18 protein-coding genes and 2 pseudogenes are annotated in these 17,032 nt (G+C 69.6%); 5 read left to right on the top strand and 15 right to left on the bottom strand.

Annotated features, from left to right (window positions below; genetic code table 11):
* Positions 1–100: pseudogene (locus tag ACFYXH_RS38220) on the top strand (IS481 family transposase); the annotation flags it as partial.
* Here the strand turns inward: ACFYXH_RS38220 and ACFYXH_RS38215 are convergent.
* From ACFYXH_RS38215 to ACFYXH_RS38180, 8 genes and pseudogenes are all read right to left on the bottom strand, one after another.
* The gene (locus ACFYXH_RS38215) at positions 97–930 is read right to left on the bottom strand and encodes a DUF3159 domain-containing protein (protein WP_389573294.1); all 834 of its coding nucleotides are present in this window, start codon (positions 928–930) and stop codon (positions 97–99) included. The pseudogene ACFYXH_RS38220 and the gene ACFYXH_RS38215 sit on opposite strands and share 4 nt — an antisense overlap.
* A 3-nt stretch (positions 931–933) precedes the next feature.
* Positions 934–1,350, bottom strand: a complete 417-nt coding sequence (locus ACFYXH_RS38210; RefSeq protein ID WP_327326539.1) for an OB-fold nucleic acid binding domain-containing protein — start codon at positions 1,348–1,350, stop codon at positions 934–936.
* A gap of 35 nt (positions 1,351–1,385) precedes the next feature.
* Positions 1,386–2,072 (bottom strand): response regulator, encoded by a 687-nt coding sequence (locus ACFYXH_RS38205; protein ID WP_389573290.1) that lies wholly within the window; start codon positions 2,070–2,072, stop codon positions 1,386–1,388.
* A gap of 103 nt (positions 2,073–2,175) precedes the next feature.
* Positions 2,176–4,719 carry a DUF4118 domain-containing protein gene (locus ACFYXH_RS38200; protein WP_389573305.1) on the bottom strand — a complete coding sequence of 848 codons (2,544 nt, stop codon included), beginning with the start codon at positions 4,717–4,719 and terminating at the stop codon, positions 2,176–2,178.
* A 126-nt stretch (positions 4,720–4,845) separates the two neighbouring features.
* Positions 4,846–5,451, bottom strand: a pseudogene (locus ACFYXH_RS38195) (HAD family hydrolase); the annotation flags it as partial.
* 106 nt (positions 5,452–5,557) lie between these two features.
* The gene (locus tag ACFYXH_RS38190; protein ID WP_389573287.1) at positions 5,558–6,334 is read right to left on the bottom strand and encodes a DUF3710 domain-containing protein; all 777 of its coding nucleotides are present in this window, start codon (positions 6,332–6,334) and stop codon (positions 5,558–5,560) included.
* Between the two features lies 1 nt (position 6,335).
* Positions 6,336–6,848, bottom strand: coding sequence for a dUTP diphosphatase (gene dut, locus ACFYXH_RS38185; RefSeq protein ID WP_362688769.1), 513 nt, complete (start codon positions 6,846–6,848; stop codon positions 6,336–6,338).
* On the bottom strand, positions 6,848–7,468 hold the full coding sequence (locus tag ACFYXH_RS38180; protein WP_385303733.1) for a PaaI family thioesterase: 621 nt from the start codon (positions 7,466–7,468) through the stop codon (positions 6,848–6,850). The genes dut and ACFYXH_RS38180 overlap by 1 nt, the downstream gene beginning before the upstream one ends.
* A gap of 58 nt (positions 7,469–7,526) precedes the next feature.
* Between ACFYXH_RS38180 and ACFYXH_RS38175 the strand changes: the two genes are divergently transcribed.
* On the top strand, positions 7,527–7,985 hold the full coding sequence (locus ACFYXH_RS38175) for a DUF3093 domain-containing protein (RefSeq protein WP_389573282.1): 459 nt from the start codon (positions 7,527–7,529) through the stop codon (positions 7,983–7,985).
* A 13-nt stretch (positions 7,986–7,998) separates the two neighbouring features.
* Here ACFYXH_RS38175 and ACFYXH_RS38170 read toward each other — a convergent pair whose 3' ends face one another.
* The 4 genes from ACFYXH_RS38170 to ACFYXH_RS38155 all read right to left on the bottom strand — a co-directional run bounded on the left by ACFYXH_RS38170 (position 7,999) and on the right by ACFYXH_RS38155 (position 11,533).
* Positions 7,999–8,925, bottom strand: a complete 927-nt coding sequence (locus tag ACFYXH_RS38170) for a hypothetical protein (RefSeq protein WP_389573279.1) — start codon at positions 8,923–8,925, stop codon at positions 7,999–8,001.
* A 13-nt stretch (positions 8,926–8,938) separates the two neighbouring features.
* A complete protein-coding gene (locus tag ACFYXH_RS38165; RefSeq protein WP_108153055.1) occupies positions 8,939–9,235 on the bottom strand; it encodes a DUF4193 domain-containing protein in 297 nt (98 codons plus the stop codon).
* Between the two features lie 404 nt (positions 9,236–9,639).
* Complete coding sequence (locus ACFYXH_RS38160) at positions 9,640–10,875, bottom strand: sensor histidine kinase (protein ID WP_389573275.1); 1,236 nt, start codon at positions 10,873–10,875, stop codon at positions 9,640–9,642.
* A 4-nt stretch (positions 10,876–10,879) separates the two neighbouring features.
* Entirely contained in the window at positions 10,880–11,533 is a 654-nt protein-coding gene (locus ACFYXH_RS38155) for a response regulator transcription factor (RefSeq protein WP_142213241.1), read from the bottom strand.
* 304 nt (positions 11,534–11,837) lie between these two features.
* Between ACFYXH_RS38155 and ACFYXH_RS38150 the strand changes: the two genes are divergently transcribed.
* Positions 11,838–12,005, top strand: coding sequence for a hypothetical protein (locus ACFYXH_RS38150; protein WP_327326527.1), 168 nt, complete (start codon positions 11,838–11,840; stop codon positions 12,003–12,005).
* Between the two features lie 106 nt (positions 12,006–12,111).
* Here ACFYXH_RS38150 and ACFYXH_RS38145 read toward each other — a convergent pair whose 3' ends face one another.
* The gene (locus ACFYXH_RS38145; protein ID WP_389573272.1) at positions 12,112–12,912 is read right to left on the bottom strand and encodes an inositol monophosphatase family protein; all 801 of its coding nucleotides are present in this window, start codon (positions 12,910–12,912) and stop codon (positions 12,112–12,114) included.
* Between the two features lie 9 nt (positions 12,913–12,921).
* Positions 12,922–14,049, bottom strand: a complete 1,128-nt coding sequence (locus ACFYXH_RS38140; protein ID WP_389573269.1) for a ferrochelatase — start codon at positions 14,047–14,049, stop codon at positions 12,922–12,924.
* 108 nt (positions 14,050–14,157) lie between these two features.
* Between ACFYXH_RS38140 and ACFYXH_RS38135 the strand changes: the two genes are divergently transcribed.
* Positions 14,158–15,399: an MFS transporter gene (locus ACFYXH_RS38135; protein WP_389573266.1), complete on the top strand. Its 1,242-nt coding sequence runs from the start codon at positions 14,158–14,160 to the stop codon at positions 15,397–15,399.
* The gene (locus ACFYXH_RS38130; protein WP_389573263.1) at positions 15,359–16,678 is read left to right on the top strand and encodes a D-arabinono-1,4-lactone oxidase; all 1,320 of its coding nucleotides are present in this window, start codon (positions 15,359–15,361) and stop codon (positions 16,676–16,678) included. The genes ACFYXH_RS38135 and ACFYXH_RS38130 overlap by 41 nt, the downstream gene beginning before the upstream one ends.
* On the opposite strand, the gene ACFYXH_RS38125 is transcribed toward ACFYXH_RS38130, so the two are convergent.
* Positions 16,651–17,013 carry a hypothetical protein gene (locus tag ACFYXH_RS38125; RefSeq protein ID WP_389573260.1) on the bottom strand — a complete coding sequence of 121 codons (363 nt, stop codon included), beginning with the start codon at positions 17,011–17,013 and terminating at the stop codon, positions 16,651–16,653. The two genes, ACFYXH_RS38130 and ACFYXH_RS38125, sit on opposite strands and share 28 nt — an antisense overlap.
* Positions 17,014–17,032: the final 19 nt, after the last annotated feature.

Raw genomic sequence — 17,032 nt, 5'->3', positions numbered from 1 at the left:
GCACTGGCTTCACACCTACAATCACCACCGCGGACACACCGCGCTGAAAGGCCAACCACCCGCCAGCCGCGTCCCTAACCTCACAGGGCAATACAGCTAGGGCTTGCGGTGCTTGGCCGGACCCTCGGTGATGCGCCGGGAATCGGCGCCGTCCGCGAGGCGCTGCGCCGCCTCGTCGACCAGGGGCTCCATCGCCTCGCCGAACCGCTCCGCGGTGTGCCGGCGCTCCTTCTCGGCGCGCTCCTCCGCCTCCATCTCCGCGAAGACGTCGATCGGCGGCGGCGCCTTGGCCAGGAAGACCCAGGTCAGGTACACCGCGAGCAGGAATGGTGGGATCTTCAGCGCCACCAGAACCCAGCCGAGCTGAGCGGTGTCGGCCCACCAGTAGAGCGGGAAGAGGATCGCGCACTTGGCGAGCAGGATCAGGCCCCAGGCCCAGCTGGCCTTGGCGTACGCCTTCTTGCGGCCGGGGTTACGGGTCCGCCAGGAGAGGTTCTCCTTGAAGACCGGGCCGAGGATCAGGCCGATCAGCGGGACGCCCGCGATCGTCGTCGCGATGTACGCCACCGCCAGGCCGAGCGTGTAGATCATGCCCGGCAGATAGAAGTCCTTCGCATTGCCGGTCATCATCGCGAAGACGACACCGAAGGCCACTCCGAAGACCCCGCTGAAGGCGTGCTTGAGGGTGTCCCTGCGGATCAGCCGGACCGCGACGAGCAGCAGGGAGACCGTCAGGGCCGCGATGGCCGAGATGTGGAGATCCTTGTTGACCGTGAAGATCGTGACGAAGAGCAGCCCGGGGAGGACCGTCTCCACCATGCCGCGTACGCCGCCGAAGGCCTCGAACAGTGCGGCCTCCGTGACGGCTTTCGCGTCGCTGTCCTGCTGGTCGTTCGTCGTGGTGGTGGTCGGCTTGTCGAAAGACGTCACCGGCTACTCCTGTCCGAGCGGTCGGAGTTCGTATTTGGGGTTGAACAGCACCCGGCGGCCGTGGTTCATGGAGATCCGGCCCGAGGCGATGAGCTTCCGGCCCGGCTCTATGCCCACTATGGAACGGCGGCCGAGCCAGACGACGTCCAGCGGGGCCGTGCCGTCGAAGAGCTCCGCCTCCAGCGCGGGCACTCCGGCCCGCGGACGCAGGGTGACCGTGCGCAAGGTACCAGTCACCCGGACTATCTGGCGGTCGTTGCATTCGGCGATGCGGGTACACCCCGATGCCTGCGCGTCCTCCTGCAGCTCCTCCGACTCGAGGTCCTCCTGGGAGGTGGACAGCCGGTCGAGCATGCGGCGGAACCGGCCGGCGGGCTTCGCCGGCCTCTCGGCCTTCTCGGAACGGGGTACGGCACTCATACAGAAAGCCTACCGGCCACGGCCTGTGTGCCGGATCAACGCTCGAAGCGGTATCCCATGCCCGGCTCGGTGACGAAGTGCTTGGGGTGCGAGGGATCGGCTTCGAGCTTGCGGCGCAGCTGGGCCATGTAGACCCGCAGATAGTTGGTCTCCGTGCCGTACGAGGGGCCCCAGACCTCCTGGAGCAGCTGCTTCTGGCTGACCAGCCGGCCCGTGTTGCGTACAAGGACTTCCAGCAGATGCCACTCGGTCGGGGTCAGCCGGACATCGCGGCCGTCCCGGTGCACCTTCTTCGCCGCGAGGTCGACGGTGAAGCCCTCCGTCTCGACGATCACGAGATCGTCGTCACCGCCCCCGACCGGCTCGGCCCGGCGGACCGCGGCGCGCAGCCGGGCCAGCAGCTCGTCCATGCCGAAGGGCTTGGTGACGTAGTCGTCGGCGCCGGCGTCCAGCGCCTCGACCTTCTCGTCGGAGGTGTGGCGGGCGGAGAGCACCAGGATCGGGACGCGAGTCCAGCCGCGCAGGCCCTTGATCACCTCGACGCCGTCCATGTCGGGCAGACCGAGGTCGAGGACGACGACGTCGGGATGACGGGCCGCGGCGAGCTGGAGCGCGGTCGCACCGTCGGGGGCCGCGTCCACCTCGTACTTGCGCGCCTTCAGATTGATCACGAGGGCACGTACGATCTGCGGCTCGTCGTCGACCACGAGCACCCGGGTCATTTTCGCCGGCCTGCCTTTCTGCGGTGTTGTGGCTGCGCTGCCGTCTGTCGCCGCGCTGCCGTTTCTTTCTGCGATGTCGTCTGTCGCTGCGTTGCCGTCCCGGTCATGAGGTGACCTGGGCGGGAAGGTCGGAGCTGACCGGAGCGATCCCGGGCGCCGCCCTGAGGGTGAGGACCATGGTCATGCCACCGCCGGGGGTGTCCTCGGCGATGAGCGTGCCGCCCATGGCATCGACGAAGCCGCGCGCGACCGCGAGACCGAGACCCACTCCGGCGCCGCGTGGAGCGTCACCGTAACGCTGGAACGGCTCGAAAATCCGGTCCTTCGCGTCATCGGGAACGCCGGGGCCACGGTCCGCGACCCGCACCTCGACGCGGTCGCCGAGCGCGCTCGCGGAAACGGTGACGGGTGTGGCGTCAGGGCTGTACTTGACGGCGTTCTCGACGATGTTGGCGACGGACCGCTCCAGCAGTCCCCGGTCGACGGCCACCATCGGCAGCGTCTCCGGAATGTCCAGCTCGACGCTCTCCACGGGCACTCCGACGAGCGCCATCGGGACGACCTCGTCGAGGTCGGTCACCCGGATCAGCGGGGCGACGGTGCCGGTCTGCAGCCGGGACATGTCGAGGAGGTTGCCGACCAGATGGTCGAGCCGGTCGGCGCCGTCCTCGATGGCTTCGAGCAGTTCCGCCTCGTCCTCGTCGGACCAGGCGACGTCGTCGGACCTGAGCGAGGAGACGGCGGCCTTGATGGCGGCCAGCGGGGTCCGCAGATCGTGGCTGACGGCGGCGAGCAGCGCCGTACGGATGCGGTTGCCCTCGGCCAGCCGGCGGGCCTCCTCCGCCTGCCCCACCAGCCGCTGCCGGTCCAGTACGACCGCGGCCTGGGCCGCGAAGGCCGCCAGCACCCGGCGGTCCTCGGCGGGCAGTACGCGGCCGGAGAGGGCCAGCGCCATATGGGCGCCGACCGGCATGTCCACGTCCGCGTCCTCGGGACGTACGACGGAACTGGGGCCGACGCTGCCCGCGCAGGTCCAGGGGGCGACGTCGCTCTCCCGCTCCAGCAGTGCCACGGACTCCATGGCGAAGGTCTCGCGGACCCTCTCCAGCAGGGCGTCCAGCGTGGTCTCCCCGCGCAGCACGCTGCCTGCCAGGAAGGAGAGGATCTCCGACTCGGCTCGCAGTCTGGCGGCCTGGTGGGTGCGTCGGGCGGCCAGATCCACGACGGACGCGACCGCGACGGCCACCGCGAAGAAGATCACGATGGCAACGATGTTCTTCGGGTCGCTGATCGTCAGGGTGTGGGTGGGCGGGGTGAAGTAATAGTTCAGCAGCAGTGAGCCGACGGCGGCCGAGGTCAGCGCCGGCAGCAGTCCGCCGAGCAGCGCCGACACCACGGTCAGGAAGAGGAAGACCAGGACGTCGTTGGCGAGTCCCAGACTGTCGTTGAGGCCGGCCAGTACCAGCGAGAGCAGGACAGGACCGACGACGCCGACCAGCCAGCCGGCGATGATCCGGGAGCGGCCGAGGCGTGCGCCGCGGGCCACGGGCAGTCCGCGGCCCTTGCCGGCCTCGTCGTGAGTGACGATGTGTACGTCGAGGTCGGGGCCGGAGTCGCGGGCGACGGTCGCGCCGACGCCGGGGCCGAAGATGTACTGCCAGGTCTTGCGGCGGCTGGAGCCGAGCACTATCTGGGTGGCGTTGACTCCGCGCGCGAACTCCAGCAGCGAGGACGGGACGTCGTCGCCGATGACGTGGTGGAAGGTGCCGCCGAGATCCTCGACGAGGGTCCGTTGGACGGCCAGCTCCTTGGGCGAGGCGGAGGTCAGTCCGTCGCTGCGGGCGATGTAGACGGCGAGGATCTCGCTGCCGGAGCCCTTGGCGGCCATCCGGGACGCGCGGCGGATGAGCGTGCGGCCCTCGGGCCCGCCGGTGAGGCCGACGACGATGCGCTCGCGGGCCTGCCAGGTGGAGCGTATGTCGTGCTCACCGCGGTACTGCTGGAGATATTCGTCGACCCGGTCGGCGACCCAGAGCAGGGCGAGCTCACGCAGTGCGGTGAGGTTCCCGGGGCGGAAGTAGTTGGAGAGTGCCGCGTCGACCTTGTCCGACGTGTAGATGTTGCCGTGAGCCATCCGGCGGCGCAGCGCCTGTGGCGACATGTCGACCAACTCGATCTGGTCCGCCCGGCGGACCACCTCGTCGGGGACGGTCTCCCGCTGGCGTACACCGGTGATCGACTCGACGACGTCGCCGAGGGACTCGAGATGCTGGATGTTGACGGTGGAGATGACGTCGATGCCGGCCGCGAGCAGTTCCTCGACGTCCTGCCAGCGCTTGGTGTTGCGGGAGCCGGGGATGTTGGTGTGCGCGAGTTCGTCGACGAGGGCGACGGTGGGATGCCGTTCGAGGACCGCGTCGACGTCCATCTCGGTGAAGACGGTGCCGCGGTACTCGATCTCGCGGCGCTGGGTCTGCTCCAGGCCGTGCAGCATCACTTCAGTGCGGGAGCGTCCGTGGTGCTCCACGAAGGCGACGACGCAGTCGGTGCCACGCTCCACACGGCGGTGCGCTTCGGACAGCATCGCGTACGTCTTGCCGACGCCCGGCGCCGCGCCGAGATATATCCGTAGCTTGCCGCGTCCCATGGCCTCATTGTCTTTCAGGAACAGCTGTGTACGCTGCGTCGACCTTACGGCCGGAGATTCGGAAAAATCGGGCCGGGGACGGGCCGCAGCCGCGTATTGACGCGATTCTGATGCCGGTCCCCGGCGGAAGTTGTCCACCCCGGCCTCATCTGATCGTCTTCGCAGTCAGCGGGTTGTCACCCGTGATCATGACCGTCTTGATGCCCATACGGCGCAGCTCGTCGAACCGCTCCCGCATGCCCTCCTTGACGACGTCCTTCAGGTGAATGACACCCAGCACGCGGGCACCGTCAGCGTCCTCGACCGCGACCAGCAGCGGCGTGCCGCCCGCTTGCGAGATCTTGTTGGCGCTGACGTCGGCGTCCTCGGCCACGCTGCCACCGTGCTCGGTGACCCAGGTGATGACCGAACCGGCCGCCCCCTTGCGGACCTTTCGGCCCGTTCCGTTCTCGACGAGGTCGACGCCGGACATACGGGTCTGGGCGGTGAAGGTGCCCCAGTCGGCGCCCTCGAGCTCGCCCTGGTGGCGCTCGCGCAGGCCGTACTTCTCCTTCGCCAGGACGACGATGGAGCGTCCCTCCGGGGTCTCGTCGGCGAGGGAGGAGAGCTGCGCGGCATCCGCCAGCTCGGCCTCCGTCGTGCCCTTGACGGGTAAGAACTCGGCCTGCCGGTTGCCGAGGGTGAGGGTGCCGGTCTTGTCGAGCAGCAGCGTGTGGAGACGTCACCGGTGGCCTACGGAATCGGCGTCGGACCGGCGCTGACCTGCAAAAAGGCCGGTGGGCCGTACCCCCGTCGAGGGAATACGGCCCACCGGCCGAGTCGATTTCAGGTCGACGCGTCAGCGCACCTCGGTGATCTCAGGTCCGCGCTGCAACTGCCCCATGCCTCCGGAGAAGCGCGAGCCTTCCTGCTCCTCCTGCTGGACGCCCTCGGGCACCATCTGGGCGTCTTCCGGCAACTTGAGGACGATCGGGTCGCGCGGCGCCATCGGCCCCTCGCCACGTACGACAACGGTGTCCCGGAAGATCTGCTCCAGCAGCCCGGCGGCCTCCGGCTGCACCGCGCCCTGCCCGGAGATCACTCCGCGCAGGAACCACCGCGGCCCGTCGACGCCGATGAAGCGCACCAGCTGCACGCCGCCGGTGCCGTCCGGCAGCTGTACGGGCACCTGGGCCCGCAGCTCCCAGCCCAGCGGGCCCTCGACCTCGTCGATGATGCCGCCCTGCTGGGTGATGCCGGAGGCGATCTCCTCGCGGACCTCGCTCCAGATGCCTTCCTTCTTGGGCGCTGCGAAGGCCTGCAGCTGTACGGCGCTGTCGCGCAGTACGACGGTGGCGGCGACAATCGCGTCACCCGCGACCTCGACGCGCAGCTCCATGCCGTCGACCCCGGGCACAAAAAGACCGCCCAGGTCGACCCGGCCCTCGCCGGGCTTGGATACCTCGGAGACGTCCCAGGGGCCGTCGGGCCGGGGCGCCGGCGGAAGGTTCACCCGGCGGGGCGCGCCTTCCTCGTCGGCGTACTCCGTGTCGCGCTCGTCGACGACCTGCTCGGCCTCGCCCGCTGCGTCCGCCGTGTCCTCGGCGGAACCACTCTTCTTGCGACGTCCGAACACGTCACTGTCCTTCCCGGTCGGATACGACCGAAGCGTATCGATTCCCACCCGTTGAGCCGTCCACAGCGGCATGACCGCCGGTGGACCCGAAGCCCCCCTCGGCCCGCGCCGAGCCGGGAAGCTCCGCCACCTCGTGGAAGCGCACCTTCTCGACCTGCTGGACGACCAGTTGGGCAATCCGGTCGAACCGATCGAACCGCACACTCTCGCGCGGGTCGAGATTGACCACGATCACCTTGATCTCCCCACGGTACCCGGCATCCACCGTCCCCGGGGCATTCACGAGGGCTACTCCGCAGCGGGCTGCGAGACCGGAGCGGGGGTGCACGAAGGCGGCGTACCCGTCGGGGAGGGCGATGGACACTCCGGTGGGCAACACCGTCCGCTCGCCCGGTGCGAGTTCGGCGGCCTCACAGGTGACCAGATCGGCTCCGGCGTCGCCGGCGTGCGCATACGTCGGCAGCGGCACTTCCGGGTCGACTCGGCGGATCAGGACATCGACAGGGTTACGCATCAGGGGTTCACCTCAAAGGCGCGGGCGCGCCTGATCCGGTCGGGGTCGGCCATGGCTGCCTGGATCTCCTCCGGGCGGCCGTTGTCGATGAAGTGGTCGACCTTGACCTCGACGAAGAGTGCGTCGGCACGGACGGCGACGGGCCCGTCGGGGCCGCCGATCCGGCCCACGGCGGTGGAGTAGATCTTGCGGCCGGCGACCGCGGTCACCTCGGCCTGCAGATGCAGCACGGTGTCCACGGGCACGGGCCGTACGAAATCGGTCTCGAGCCGGCCGGTCACCGCGATCACCCGCAGCAGCCAGTTCAGCGAGCCGAGGGTCTCGTCCAGGGCCGTGGCGAGGACGCCGCCGTGCGCCAGGCCGGGTGCGCCCTGGTGGGCGGGCTTGACGGTGAACTCGGCGGTGATACGTACACCTTCGCCTGCGCGTGCCGCGAGGTGCAGCCCGTGGGACTGGCCCTCGCCGCAGCCGAAGCAGTGCTCGTAGTGCGAGCCGAGGAGCTCACCTGGGGCCGGGGCGTCGGGGTGCCGTACCGGCGGTATGGCATCGGCCGGCGGGGTCAGCGCCGCGGCGCGGGCCGAGGGTCCGGGGGCCGCCCCCCGGGATTTCGCAGTACTCACAGGCGCAGACCTTACCCGCGCGGGTACCCGCAGGTCGCACCGTGCCAAGCTTGGTTTCATGCAGCCTTCCGCCCCGCACTACGAAGAACGACTCACCGCGCCCCGTTCGTGGTGGCTCATCACCGCGCTCGTGGGTGTCGCGGGCGGCCTCATCCTGCTGCCGCTCGGCCCTCTGGCGCTGCTCGGAGGTCTGATCGCCGCCACCGCGGTCGCGGCGGTCGTGGTGAGTTCGTACGGCTCGGTCCGTATCCGTGTGGTGGCCGACTCACTGGTCGCGGGCGACGCGCGGATCCCGCTGTCGGCGCTCGGCGAGACCGAGGCGCTGGACGCGGAGGAAGCGCGCGCCTGGCGCTCGTACAAGGCCGATACACGGGCGTTCATGCTGCTGCGCAGCTATGTGCCGACCGCCCTGCGGGTGGAGGTCACGGACCCGGACGACCCGACGCCGTACCTGTATCTGTCGACCCGGGACCCGAAGGCGCTGGCTGCCGCTCTCGCGGCCGTTCACCCGGTCTGACTGAGGACCCCTGTCAGCGCCCGAGCTCTCTCGGGATGTACACCGTCTCAAGGGGGTTCTTGGGCTGTTCCAGCGGCGGCAGCGCGGGCAGCGCGTCCCACGGGATCTGCCGACTTCTCAAGTCCTTGCGGATCCGGTTCGCCAGCTTTCTGGTGTCCCGGCGGTTCATCACTGCGCCGACGGCCGCGCCGACCATGAACGGCATGAGGTTCGGCAGATTGCGGACCGTGCGCTTCATGATCTGCTGCCGCAGCTCACGCCTGAGCTGACCGCCGAGTGCGGCGTTGATCGTCGAGGGTTTGGTCACCTGGATCCCGCGCTCCTCCGACCAGGAGGTCAGATACGCGGTGCTGCGCTCCATGAGGGTGCCGGGCGGCCGTATCCCGTAGACCTCGTGGAGCTCGGCGATGAGTTTGAGCTCGATCGCGGCGACGCCGACGATCTCGGTTGCCAGCTCGGCCGGCATCGCGGGTGGTACGGGCAGCATCGCGGCCGCGCCGATGCCCGCACCCACCGTGGAGGTGGCGTTCGCCGCGCCCGCGACCAGCTTGTCGGCAAGCTGCTCGGGAGCGAGGCCGGGGAACTGCTTGCGCAGCGTCGCGAGATCGCGCACCGCAATGCGTGGTGCGTTCTCGATGAGCCGGTCGGCGACGTAAGCGAGCGCCGCCTTGGCGCTCTCGCCGCTCTTCCGGACGCCGTTCCTGACCGTGGCCAGGCGTGGGGCCCTGCTCGGGGGCCCCGCCTGATCCGCGGCACCGGGTGGTTCGAGCGAGGCTGTCAGGCCCCGCCCCTCGTCGTCTCCTGCACCGTCGGGCAGCAGAGCGGCCGAGTGCTCGGCAGACGCCGTGGCGCTTTCTGCCGGGCCCGTACCGCCCTGGAGCGCCTCCGGCGGCTTCTGACGCCGGAAGCGCCGCTTCCTGGACGGTGTTTCGCCTGCCACGGCCGGCCGGACCTCAGTCGCAGTCGCGGCAGATCGGCTGACCGTTCTTCTCGCGCGCCAGCTGGCTGCGGTGGTGCACGAGGAAGCAGCTCATGCAGGTGAACTCGTCGGCCTGCCGGGGCAGCACGCGGACGGACAGTTCCTCGTTGGAGAGGTCCGCTCCGGGCAGCTCCAGGCCTTCAGCCTGCTCGAACTCGTCGACGTCGACGGCCGAGGTCGTCTTGTCGTTCCGGCGGGCCTTCAGTTCCTCAAGGCTGTCCGAGTCGACGTCGTCATCGGTCTTGCGTGGGGTGTCGTAGTCCGTTGCCATGTGTGCCTCTCCCCCTCTGGGTGTCTGCGGTGTCTCAGCGCACGTAACGCGTGAGAGGCCGGACTTGTGCCCGACCTGAGGCGGAGATTTTGCCTCACATCAAGGTCTGTTACTCAATCGACACCCAACCGGACCCCTCAAGAGTGCTGGGGTTGGGTGGCGATCGGGACCGTACACGGTCCGAATGTCGCACTTCACGGGCGCCACCCCGTGTACTTCCCGTGATCCCACCCCCCGGAAACCCGGACTTTTCCCGGCTTTCCGGTAGGAGTCTTGATCACGGAGAGTAGGTGGCCTGAAATTCGCCTCTGTGATCGACCCCACACGGACCTCTCGGGCACGGGTCCCGAAAATTCCGCGTAAAGCGAACGAAGCGAGAGAAACGATTCGCGTCGATCAGCATCTCAGACCGGGAGGGTGACACGCATCACGAGGCCACCGCCCTCACGAGGCTCCGCGATGATACGGCCTCCGTGGGCGCGGGCTACCGAGCGGGCGATCGAAAGCCCCAGGCCGACACCCTTGTCGCTGCCGGTCCGCTCCTGCCGCAGGCGCCGGAAGGGCTCGAAGAGATTGTCGATCTCGTATGCGGGAACCACCGGCCCCGTGTTCGAGACCACCAGGACCGCCTGGCCCTGCCGGACCTCGGTAGTGACATCCACCCACCCGCCTTCCGGGATGTTGTAGCGCACGCCGTTCTGCACCAGGTTCAGGGCGATCCGCTCCAACAGGACGCCATTGCCCTGTACGACGACGGGCGCACGCTCCCCGCGGATCTCCACGCCGTTCGCCTCGGCCTCGGCCCGGGTCTGGTCCACGGCACGCGTGGCGACCTCGGCGAGGTCCACCGGTTTGCGCTCGACGATCTGGTTGTCGCTGCGCGCGAGCAGCAGCAGGCCCTCGACCAGCTGCTCGCTGCGCTCGTTGGTGGTCAGGAGCGTCTTGCCGAGCTGCTGGAGCTCCGCGGGCACGCCGGGGTCGGAGAGATGGACCTCCAGCAGCGTGCGGTTGATCGCGAGGGGCGTACGGAGCTCGTGCGAGGCGTTCGCCACGAACCGCTGCTGCGCGGTGAAGGCCCGCTCCAGCCGGTCCAGCATCTCGTCGAAGGTGTCCGCGAGCTCCTTGAGCTCGTCGTCGGGGCCGTCCAGCTCGATCCGCCGCGAGAGGTCGGAGCCGGCCACCTGACGGGCGGTGCGGGTGATCTTGCCGAGCGGCGAGAGGACGCGTCCCGCCATCGCGTAACCGAAGGCGAAGGCGATGATGCTGAGGCCGAGCAGTGCGAAGAGCGAGCGGCGCAGGAGGTCGTCCAGGGCGTGCTGGCGCTGCACGGACATGCAGGTCTTGAGCGCCGTGTTGAGCTGATCGTTGTTGATCACGCCGTTGAGGTCCGGGCAGGTGGGGCTGTCGAGGGTCACGTTCACACCTGTGACCCTCAGCGCCAGCTCACTGCCCTGGTGGATGGCCTGCGCGGCGAGCAGATAGATGATCGAGAGCAGCAGGATGCCCGCGATCAGGAACATGCCGCCGTACAGCAGGGTCAGCCGTATCCGGATCGTCGGACGCAGCCAGGGGCGTACGGGATCGCGCGGATCCCACGTCGGCTTCGGAGGCGCCTGCGGTGGCGCCGGGGCAGTGGCCATGGGGTCAGATCCGGTAGCCGGAGCCGGGCACGGTGACGATCACTGGCGGTTCGCCGAGCTTGCGGCGCAGGGTCATCACCGTCACACGGACAACATTGGTGAACGGGTCGGTGTTCTCGTCCCAGGCCTTCTCGAGGAGCTGCTCGGCCGACACGACCGCGCCCTCGCTGCGCATCAGCACCTCCAGCACCGCGAACTCCTTGGGCGCGAGCTGGATCTCCTTGCCGTCGCGGAAGACCTCACGGCGGTTGGGGTCGAGCTTGATGCCGGCGCGCTCCAGGACGGGCGGCAGCGGCACGGTCGTACGGCGGCCGAGCGCCCGCACCCGGGCGGTGAGCTCGCTGAAGGCGAAGGGCTTGGGGAGGTAGTCGTCCGCGCCGAGCTCGAGGCCCTCGACGCGGTCGCTGACGTCTCCGGAGGCGGTCAGCATCAGCACCCGGGTGGGCATGCCCAACTCGACGATCTTGCGGCACACATCGTCGCCGTGAACCAGCGGAAGGTCACGGTCCAGCACGACCACGTCGTAGTCGTTGACCCCGATACGCTCCAGAGCGGCAGCGCCGTCGTACACGACGTCGACGGCCATGGCCTCCCGGCGCAGTCCGGTGGCCACCGCATCGGCGAGCAGCTGCTCGTCCTCGACGACGAGTACGCGCACGTCGCTGTCCTTCCTCTGTGCCCGTCAAGCGTGATCAGGGCAGGTGTGTGAGCACTGGCTGTGCGCTTCCATCCTGCCCGTTACGCGCGTAAACCGGCTGTAAGGCGGAGTGCCCGGACCACCCGCCCCAGGAATTCACCGGATTCTGCGACCAGTTGAGGTTTCTCTGAGGGAAGGCTGGGGGAGGACGACTGCACACCCCGAGATCACGCCCTGTTTGCGGCATACCACGACCTGTTCCAGGGTTGATCCACCCACCGTCGGCACACCCCCGTGCCACCGACCCACGACGAGGGGGCGCACCATGGACGCATTCACCACAGGATTGCTGCAGCGCATAAAGGCTGCCGAGACCGACCTCACGCTGGCTCGAGAGACGGGCGACGACTTCCTCGCGGATGTCGAGCAGGCAGAGCTGGACGACCTGCATCGCCTGGCGGCGGAGCACGGCGTGCAGCTCAGCGCCGCCTAGCGCGGACCGTACCCAACCGATACGAGAGGGCCCCGACGCCGCTGGACGGCGTCGGGGCCCTTTTGTGCCGGATGCGGGGTTGATCCCGTCGTGATGCCGGGCTGATCTAGTCGTGCCAGGCGCCGAACTCCTCCAGCAGGGCCTGCAGCGGCTCGAATACGCCAGGGCTCGCCGCGATCGCCAGATCGCCGTTCGCCGTGTCGCCGGGGCGGCCACCGGTCAGCGCCCCCGCCTCGCGCGCGATCAGGTCGCCCGCCGACAGGTCCCAGGGGTTGAGGCCGCGCTCGTAGTAGCCGTCCAGGCGGCCCGCGGCGACATCGCAGAGGTCGACGGCCGCGGAGCCGCTGCGGCGGATGTCACGCAGCCGCGGGATGAGCCGCTGGGCGACCTCCGCCTGGTGGGTGCGTACGGTCGTGACGTAGTTGAAGCCGGTGGAGACCAGGGCCTGGTCCAGCGGGGGCGCCGGACGGCAGCGGACTGGCTTGTCGTTGGCGTACGCGCCGCCGCCGAGCACCGCGCGGTAGGTCTCCCGGCGCATCGGCGCCTCAACGACCCCGACGACCGTCTCGCCGTCGCGCTCGGCACCTATGGAGACCGCCCAGGTCGGCAGCCCGTAGAGATAGTTGACCGTGCCGTCGAGCGGATCGATGACCCAGCGGACGCCGCTGGTGCCGGTGGTGGAGGCACCTTCCTCGCCGAGGAACCCGTCGTCCGGGCGGCGCTCGCTCAGGAACCCGGTGATCAGCTTCTCCGCCGCGATGTCCATCTCGGTGACGACGTCGATGGGGCTGGACTTGGTCGCGGCGACGCCCAGGTCGGCGGGGCGGCCGTCGCGCAGCAGCTCCCCGGCCCGGCGGGCGGCCTCCAGGGCGAGGTCGAGGAGTTCGGACAGGAGAGGAGCGGTCACAGGTCTTCCTTACGCGTACGGGCTGTCGGCACCGGCGGCCGCGGGCTTCGGCGTCCGGGCCGGACAGCAGCCGACCGGACAGAGGTCGTGGGAGGGTCCGAGGCTTCCCCGCGCGCACCGTTCGGCGCGCACGCCCCGTTCGGTAGCCGCACGCTCCAGGACGAGGTCCCGTACGGCCGCCGCGAAGCGGGGGTCGGCGCCCACCGTCGACGATCGCCGCACGGGCAGCCCCAGCTCGGCGGCCTTGGCGGTGGCCTCCGTGTCGAGGTCGTACAGGACCTCCATATGGTCCGAGACGAAGCCGATGGGCACCATCACCACGGCAGGTGCGCCCGCGGCGTGCAGTTCCTCCAGGTGCTCGCAGATGTCCGGCTCCAGCCAGGGGATGTGCGGGGCGCCGCTGCGCGACTGGTAGACGAGCTCCCAGGGGTGCTCGACGCCCGTCTCCTCGCGCACGGCGTCCGCGATCAGCCGGGCCACGTCCAAGTGCTGCCGTACGTACGCACCGCCCTCGCCCTGCTCCTCCACCGGGCCCGATGCGTCGGCGGCTGACGTCGGGATGGAGTGGGTGGTGAAGGCCAGCCGGGCGCCTGCCCGCACCTCCTCGGGGAGGTCCGCGAGGGACTCCAGGACGCCTTCCACCATGGGCCGTACAAAACCGGGGTGGTTGAAGTAATGCCGCAGCTTGTCCACGCGCGGCAGCTCAAGGCCTTCCGCCTCCAGCGTGGCCAGCGCGTCCGCGAGGTTCTCGCGGTACTGCCGGCAGCCCGAGTACGAGGCGTACGCGCTGGTGGTGAGGACGGCGATGCGCCGGTGGCCGTCCGCGACCATCTCGCGCAGGGTGTCGGTCAGATACGGCGCCCAGTTCCGGTTGCCCCAGTGCACCGGCAGGTCCAGGCCGTGTTCGGCGAAGTCCTTGCGCAGGGCGTCCAGCAGGGCGCGGTTCTGGTCGTTGATGGGGCTGACCCCGCCGAACAGGAAGTAGTGCTGACCCACCTCCTTGAGCCGTTCCTTGGGGATGCCGCGGCCGCGCGTCACGTTCTCCAGGAACGGGACGACGTCGTCCGGGCCCTCGGGGCCGCCGAAGGAGAGCAGCAGCAGGGCATCGTAAGGGGCTGGATCGCGCTGATCGGACATGGATCCGATCCTGCCACCAGCCTCTGACAGCGGGGAAACCGCCGTGCGCCGGGCTGCCGTTCGGACGTAATCTGTGAACGCCACTCGTACGCCTTACCGGAGCACCCCTTGCCCAGTCCGTACCGCGCCATTTTCACCGCCCCAGGCAGCAAGGGGTTCTCCGCCGCGGGCTTCTTCGGGCGGATGCCGCTGTCCATGATGGGCATCGGGATTGTGACGATGGTTTCGCAGCTCACGGGGCGTTACGGGCTTGCGGGCGCGCTCTCCGCGACCCTTGCGATGTCGGCCGCGGCGGTCGGTCCGCAGATCTCCCGGCTCGTCGACCGGCACGGTCAGGCGCGCGTGCTGCGCCCGGCCACGCTCGTCTCGGTGGCGGCGGTCACGGGTCTGCTGATCTGCGCCCAGCAGAAGGCCCCGGACTGGACGCTGTTCGTCTTCGCCGCGGCCGCCGGCTGTGTGCCGAGCGTGGGCTCGATGATCCGGGCCCGCTGGGCCGAGATCTACCGGGGATCGCCGCGCGCGCTGCACACCGCGTACTCGTGGGAGTCGATCGTCGATGAGGTCTGCTTCATCTTCGGACCGATCATCTCCATCGGGCTCTCCACCGCCTGGTTCCCGGAGGCGGGCCCGCTGCTCGCCGCCGTGTTCCTGCTTGTCGGCGTCTTCTGGCTGACCGCTCAGCGCGCCACCGAGCCTGTGCCGCATCCGCGCGAGCACCACACCGGTGGCTCCGCCCTCCGCTCCCCCGGACTGCAGGTCCTGGTGGCCACCTTCGTGGCCACCGGCGCGATCTTCGGCGCGGTCGACGTCGTCACGGTCGCCTTCGCCGACGAGCAGGGCCACAAGGCCGCGGCGAGCCTGGTCCTCGCGGTGTACGCGCTCGGCTCCTGCCTCGCCGGCGCGGTCTTCGGGCTGCTGCACCTCAAGGGCCCGGCCTCCCGAAGGTGGCTGGTGGGAGTGTGTGCGATGGCCGTGAGTATGATCCCCCTCCAACTGGCCGGGAACCTTCCCTTCCTGGCCGTGGCGCTCTTTGTCGCGGGCCTGTCCATCGCACCCACGATGGTGACCACGATGGCTCTCGTCGAAGCGCACGTACCGCGCACCAAGCTGACCGAGGGCATGACCTGGACCAGTACCGGGCTCGCGGTCGGTGTGGCGCTCGGCTCGTCGGCCGCAGGCTGGGTGGTCGACGCGTCCGGGGCGGACGCGGGGTATGTGGTGCCCGCCGTGTCGGGAGCGATCGCGGCCTTGGTGGCGTTCCTGGGGTACCGCCGGCTGGCCAAGCCGGTGCCGACGCGGGAGGGGCAGCGTGAGCGGGACTACGAAGACGGGGCGCAGCACATGGCGTAACTGGGCGGGGAATGTCACCGCCCGGCCGGTACGGGAGGTCTCGCCCGCCTCCACCCAGGAACTCGCCGACGTCGTACGCAAGGCGGCCGAGGACGGCCTGAAGGTGAAGGCCGTCGGCACGGGCCACTCCTTCACCGCTGCCGCCGCCACCGACGGAGTGCTGATACGGCCCGATCTGCTGACCGGAATCCGGGAGATCGACCGTACGGCGATGACCGTGACCGTCGAGGCGGGCACCCCGCTCAAGCGGCTGAACGCGGCCCTCGCCCGCGAGGGCCTGTCGCTCACGAACATGGGCGACATCATGGATCAGACGGTCGCGGGCGCGACCTCGACCGGCACGCACGGCACAGGCCGCGAATCGGCCTCGATCGCCGCGCAGATCAAGGCACTTGAGCTGGTCACGGCGGACGGCTCGCTGCTGACCTGCTCCGAGAAGGAGAATCCGGAGGTCTTCGCGGCGGCCCGGATCGGGCTCGGCGCACTGGGCGTCGTCGCCGCGATCACCTTCTCCGTGGAGCCGGTCTTCCTGCTGACGGCTCGTGAGGAACCGATGACCTTCGACAAGGTCACGGCCGACTTCGAGGCGCTCTTCGCGGAGAACGAGCACTTCGAGTTCTACTGGTTCCCGCACACCGGCAACTGCAACACCAAGCGCAACAACCGCAGCGCGGGTCCCGCCGCTCCGCCCGGACGGATCAGCGGCTGGATCGAGGACGAGCTGCTCTCCAACGGCCTGTTCCAGCTGGCCTGTTCGCTCGGCCAGGCCGTGCCCGGGACGATTCCGGCGATCGCCAAGATCTCCAGCCGCGCCCTCTCCGCCCGTACCTACACGGACATCCCCTACAAGGTTTTCACCTCTCCGCGCCGGGTGCGGTTCGTGGAGATGGAGTACGCGCTGCCGCGCGAGGCCGCGGTCGGGGCGCTGCGCGAGGTCAAGGCGATGATCGAGCGCTCGCCGCTGCGTGTGAGCTTCCCGGTGGAGGTGCGTACGGCACCGGCGGACGACATCGCACTCTCCACGGCGTCGGGCCGGGAGAGCGCATACATCGCCGTGCACCTCTACCGGGGCACGCCGTACCAGTCGTACTTCACGGCGGTGGAGCGGATCATGACCGCGCACGGCGGCCGGCCGCACTGGGGCAAGGTGCATACGCGGGACGCGGAGTACTTCGCCGAGGTGTATCCGCGGTTCGGTGAGTTCACGGCACTGCGGGACCGGCTGGATCCGGAGCGGCTGTTCGGCAACGACTATCTCCGCCGGGTGCTGGGCGACTGACGGCCGTTCACTGTCCGGTCGTCGTACCGGCTCAGGCTCCGGTGTCGGGCTGGGGGGCCGGATTCCTGGTTCTGGTCCTCGCTGTGACTCGGCGTCCATGACGGGGTGCTGGGCGGTGCGGACTTCTCGCCGCCGCCGTGGACGACCGACGTCAGGGTCGTGCCCTTGCCGCCGCTGAGGTCGGGGCCCGAGGCGAGTCCGTACCCGGTGATACCGATCATGGCGACGCCGAAGACGGCGGCGGCGATGACGGAGCGCCGCCGGCCGCGGACGCGCGTGCCGTGGGTGGTGGCGCGGCTGAACTCCGCTTCGCCGGGTGTCCCGTTGGGTGTCACGTGCCGGAGCGTTCGGGTC

This window comes from Streptomyces sp. NPDC002730 (assembly GCF_042888805.1).
Classification (GTDB): domain Bacteria; phylum Actinomycetota; class Actinomycetes; order Streptomycetales; family Streptomycetaceae; genus Streptomyces.
The sequence above is the reverse complement of the archived record's forward strand: the minus strand, read 5'-3'. Positions and strand labels throughout refer to the sequence as shown.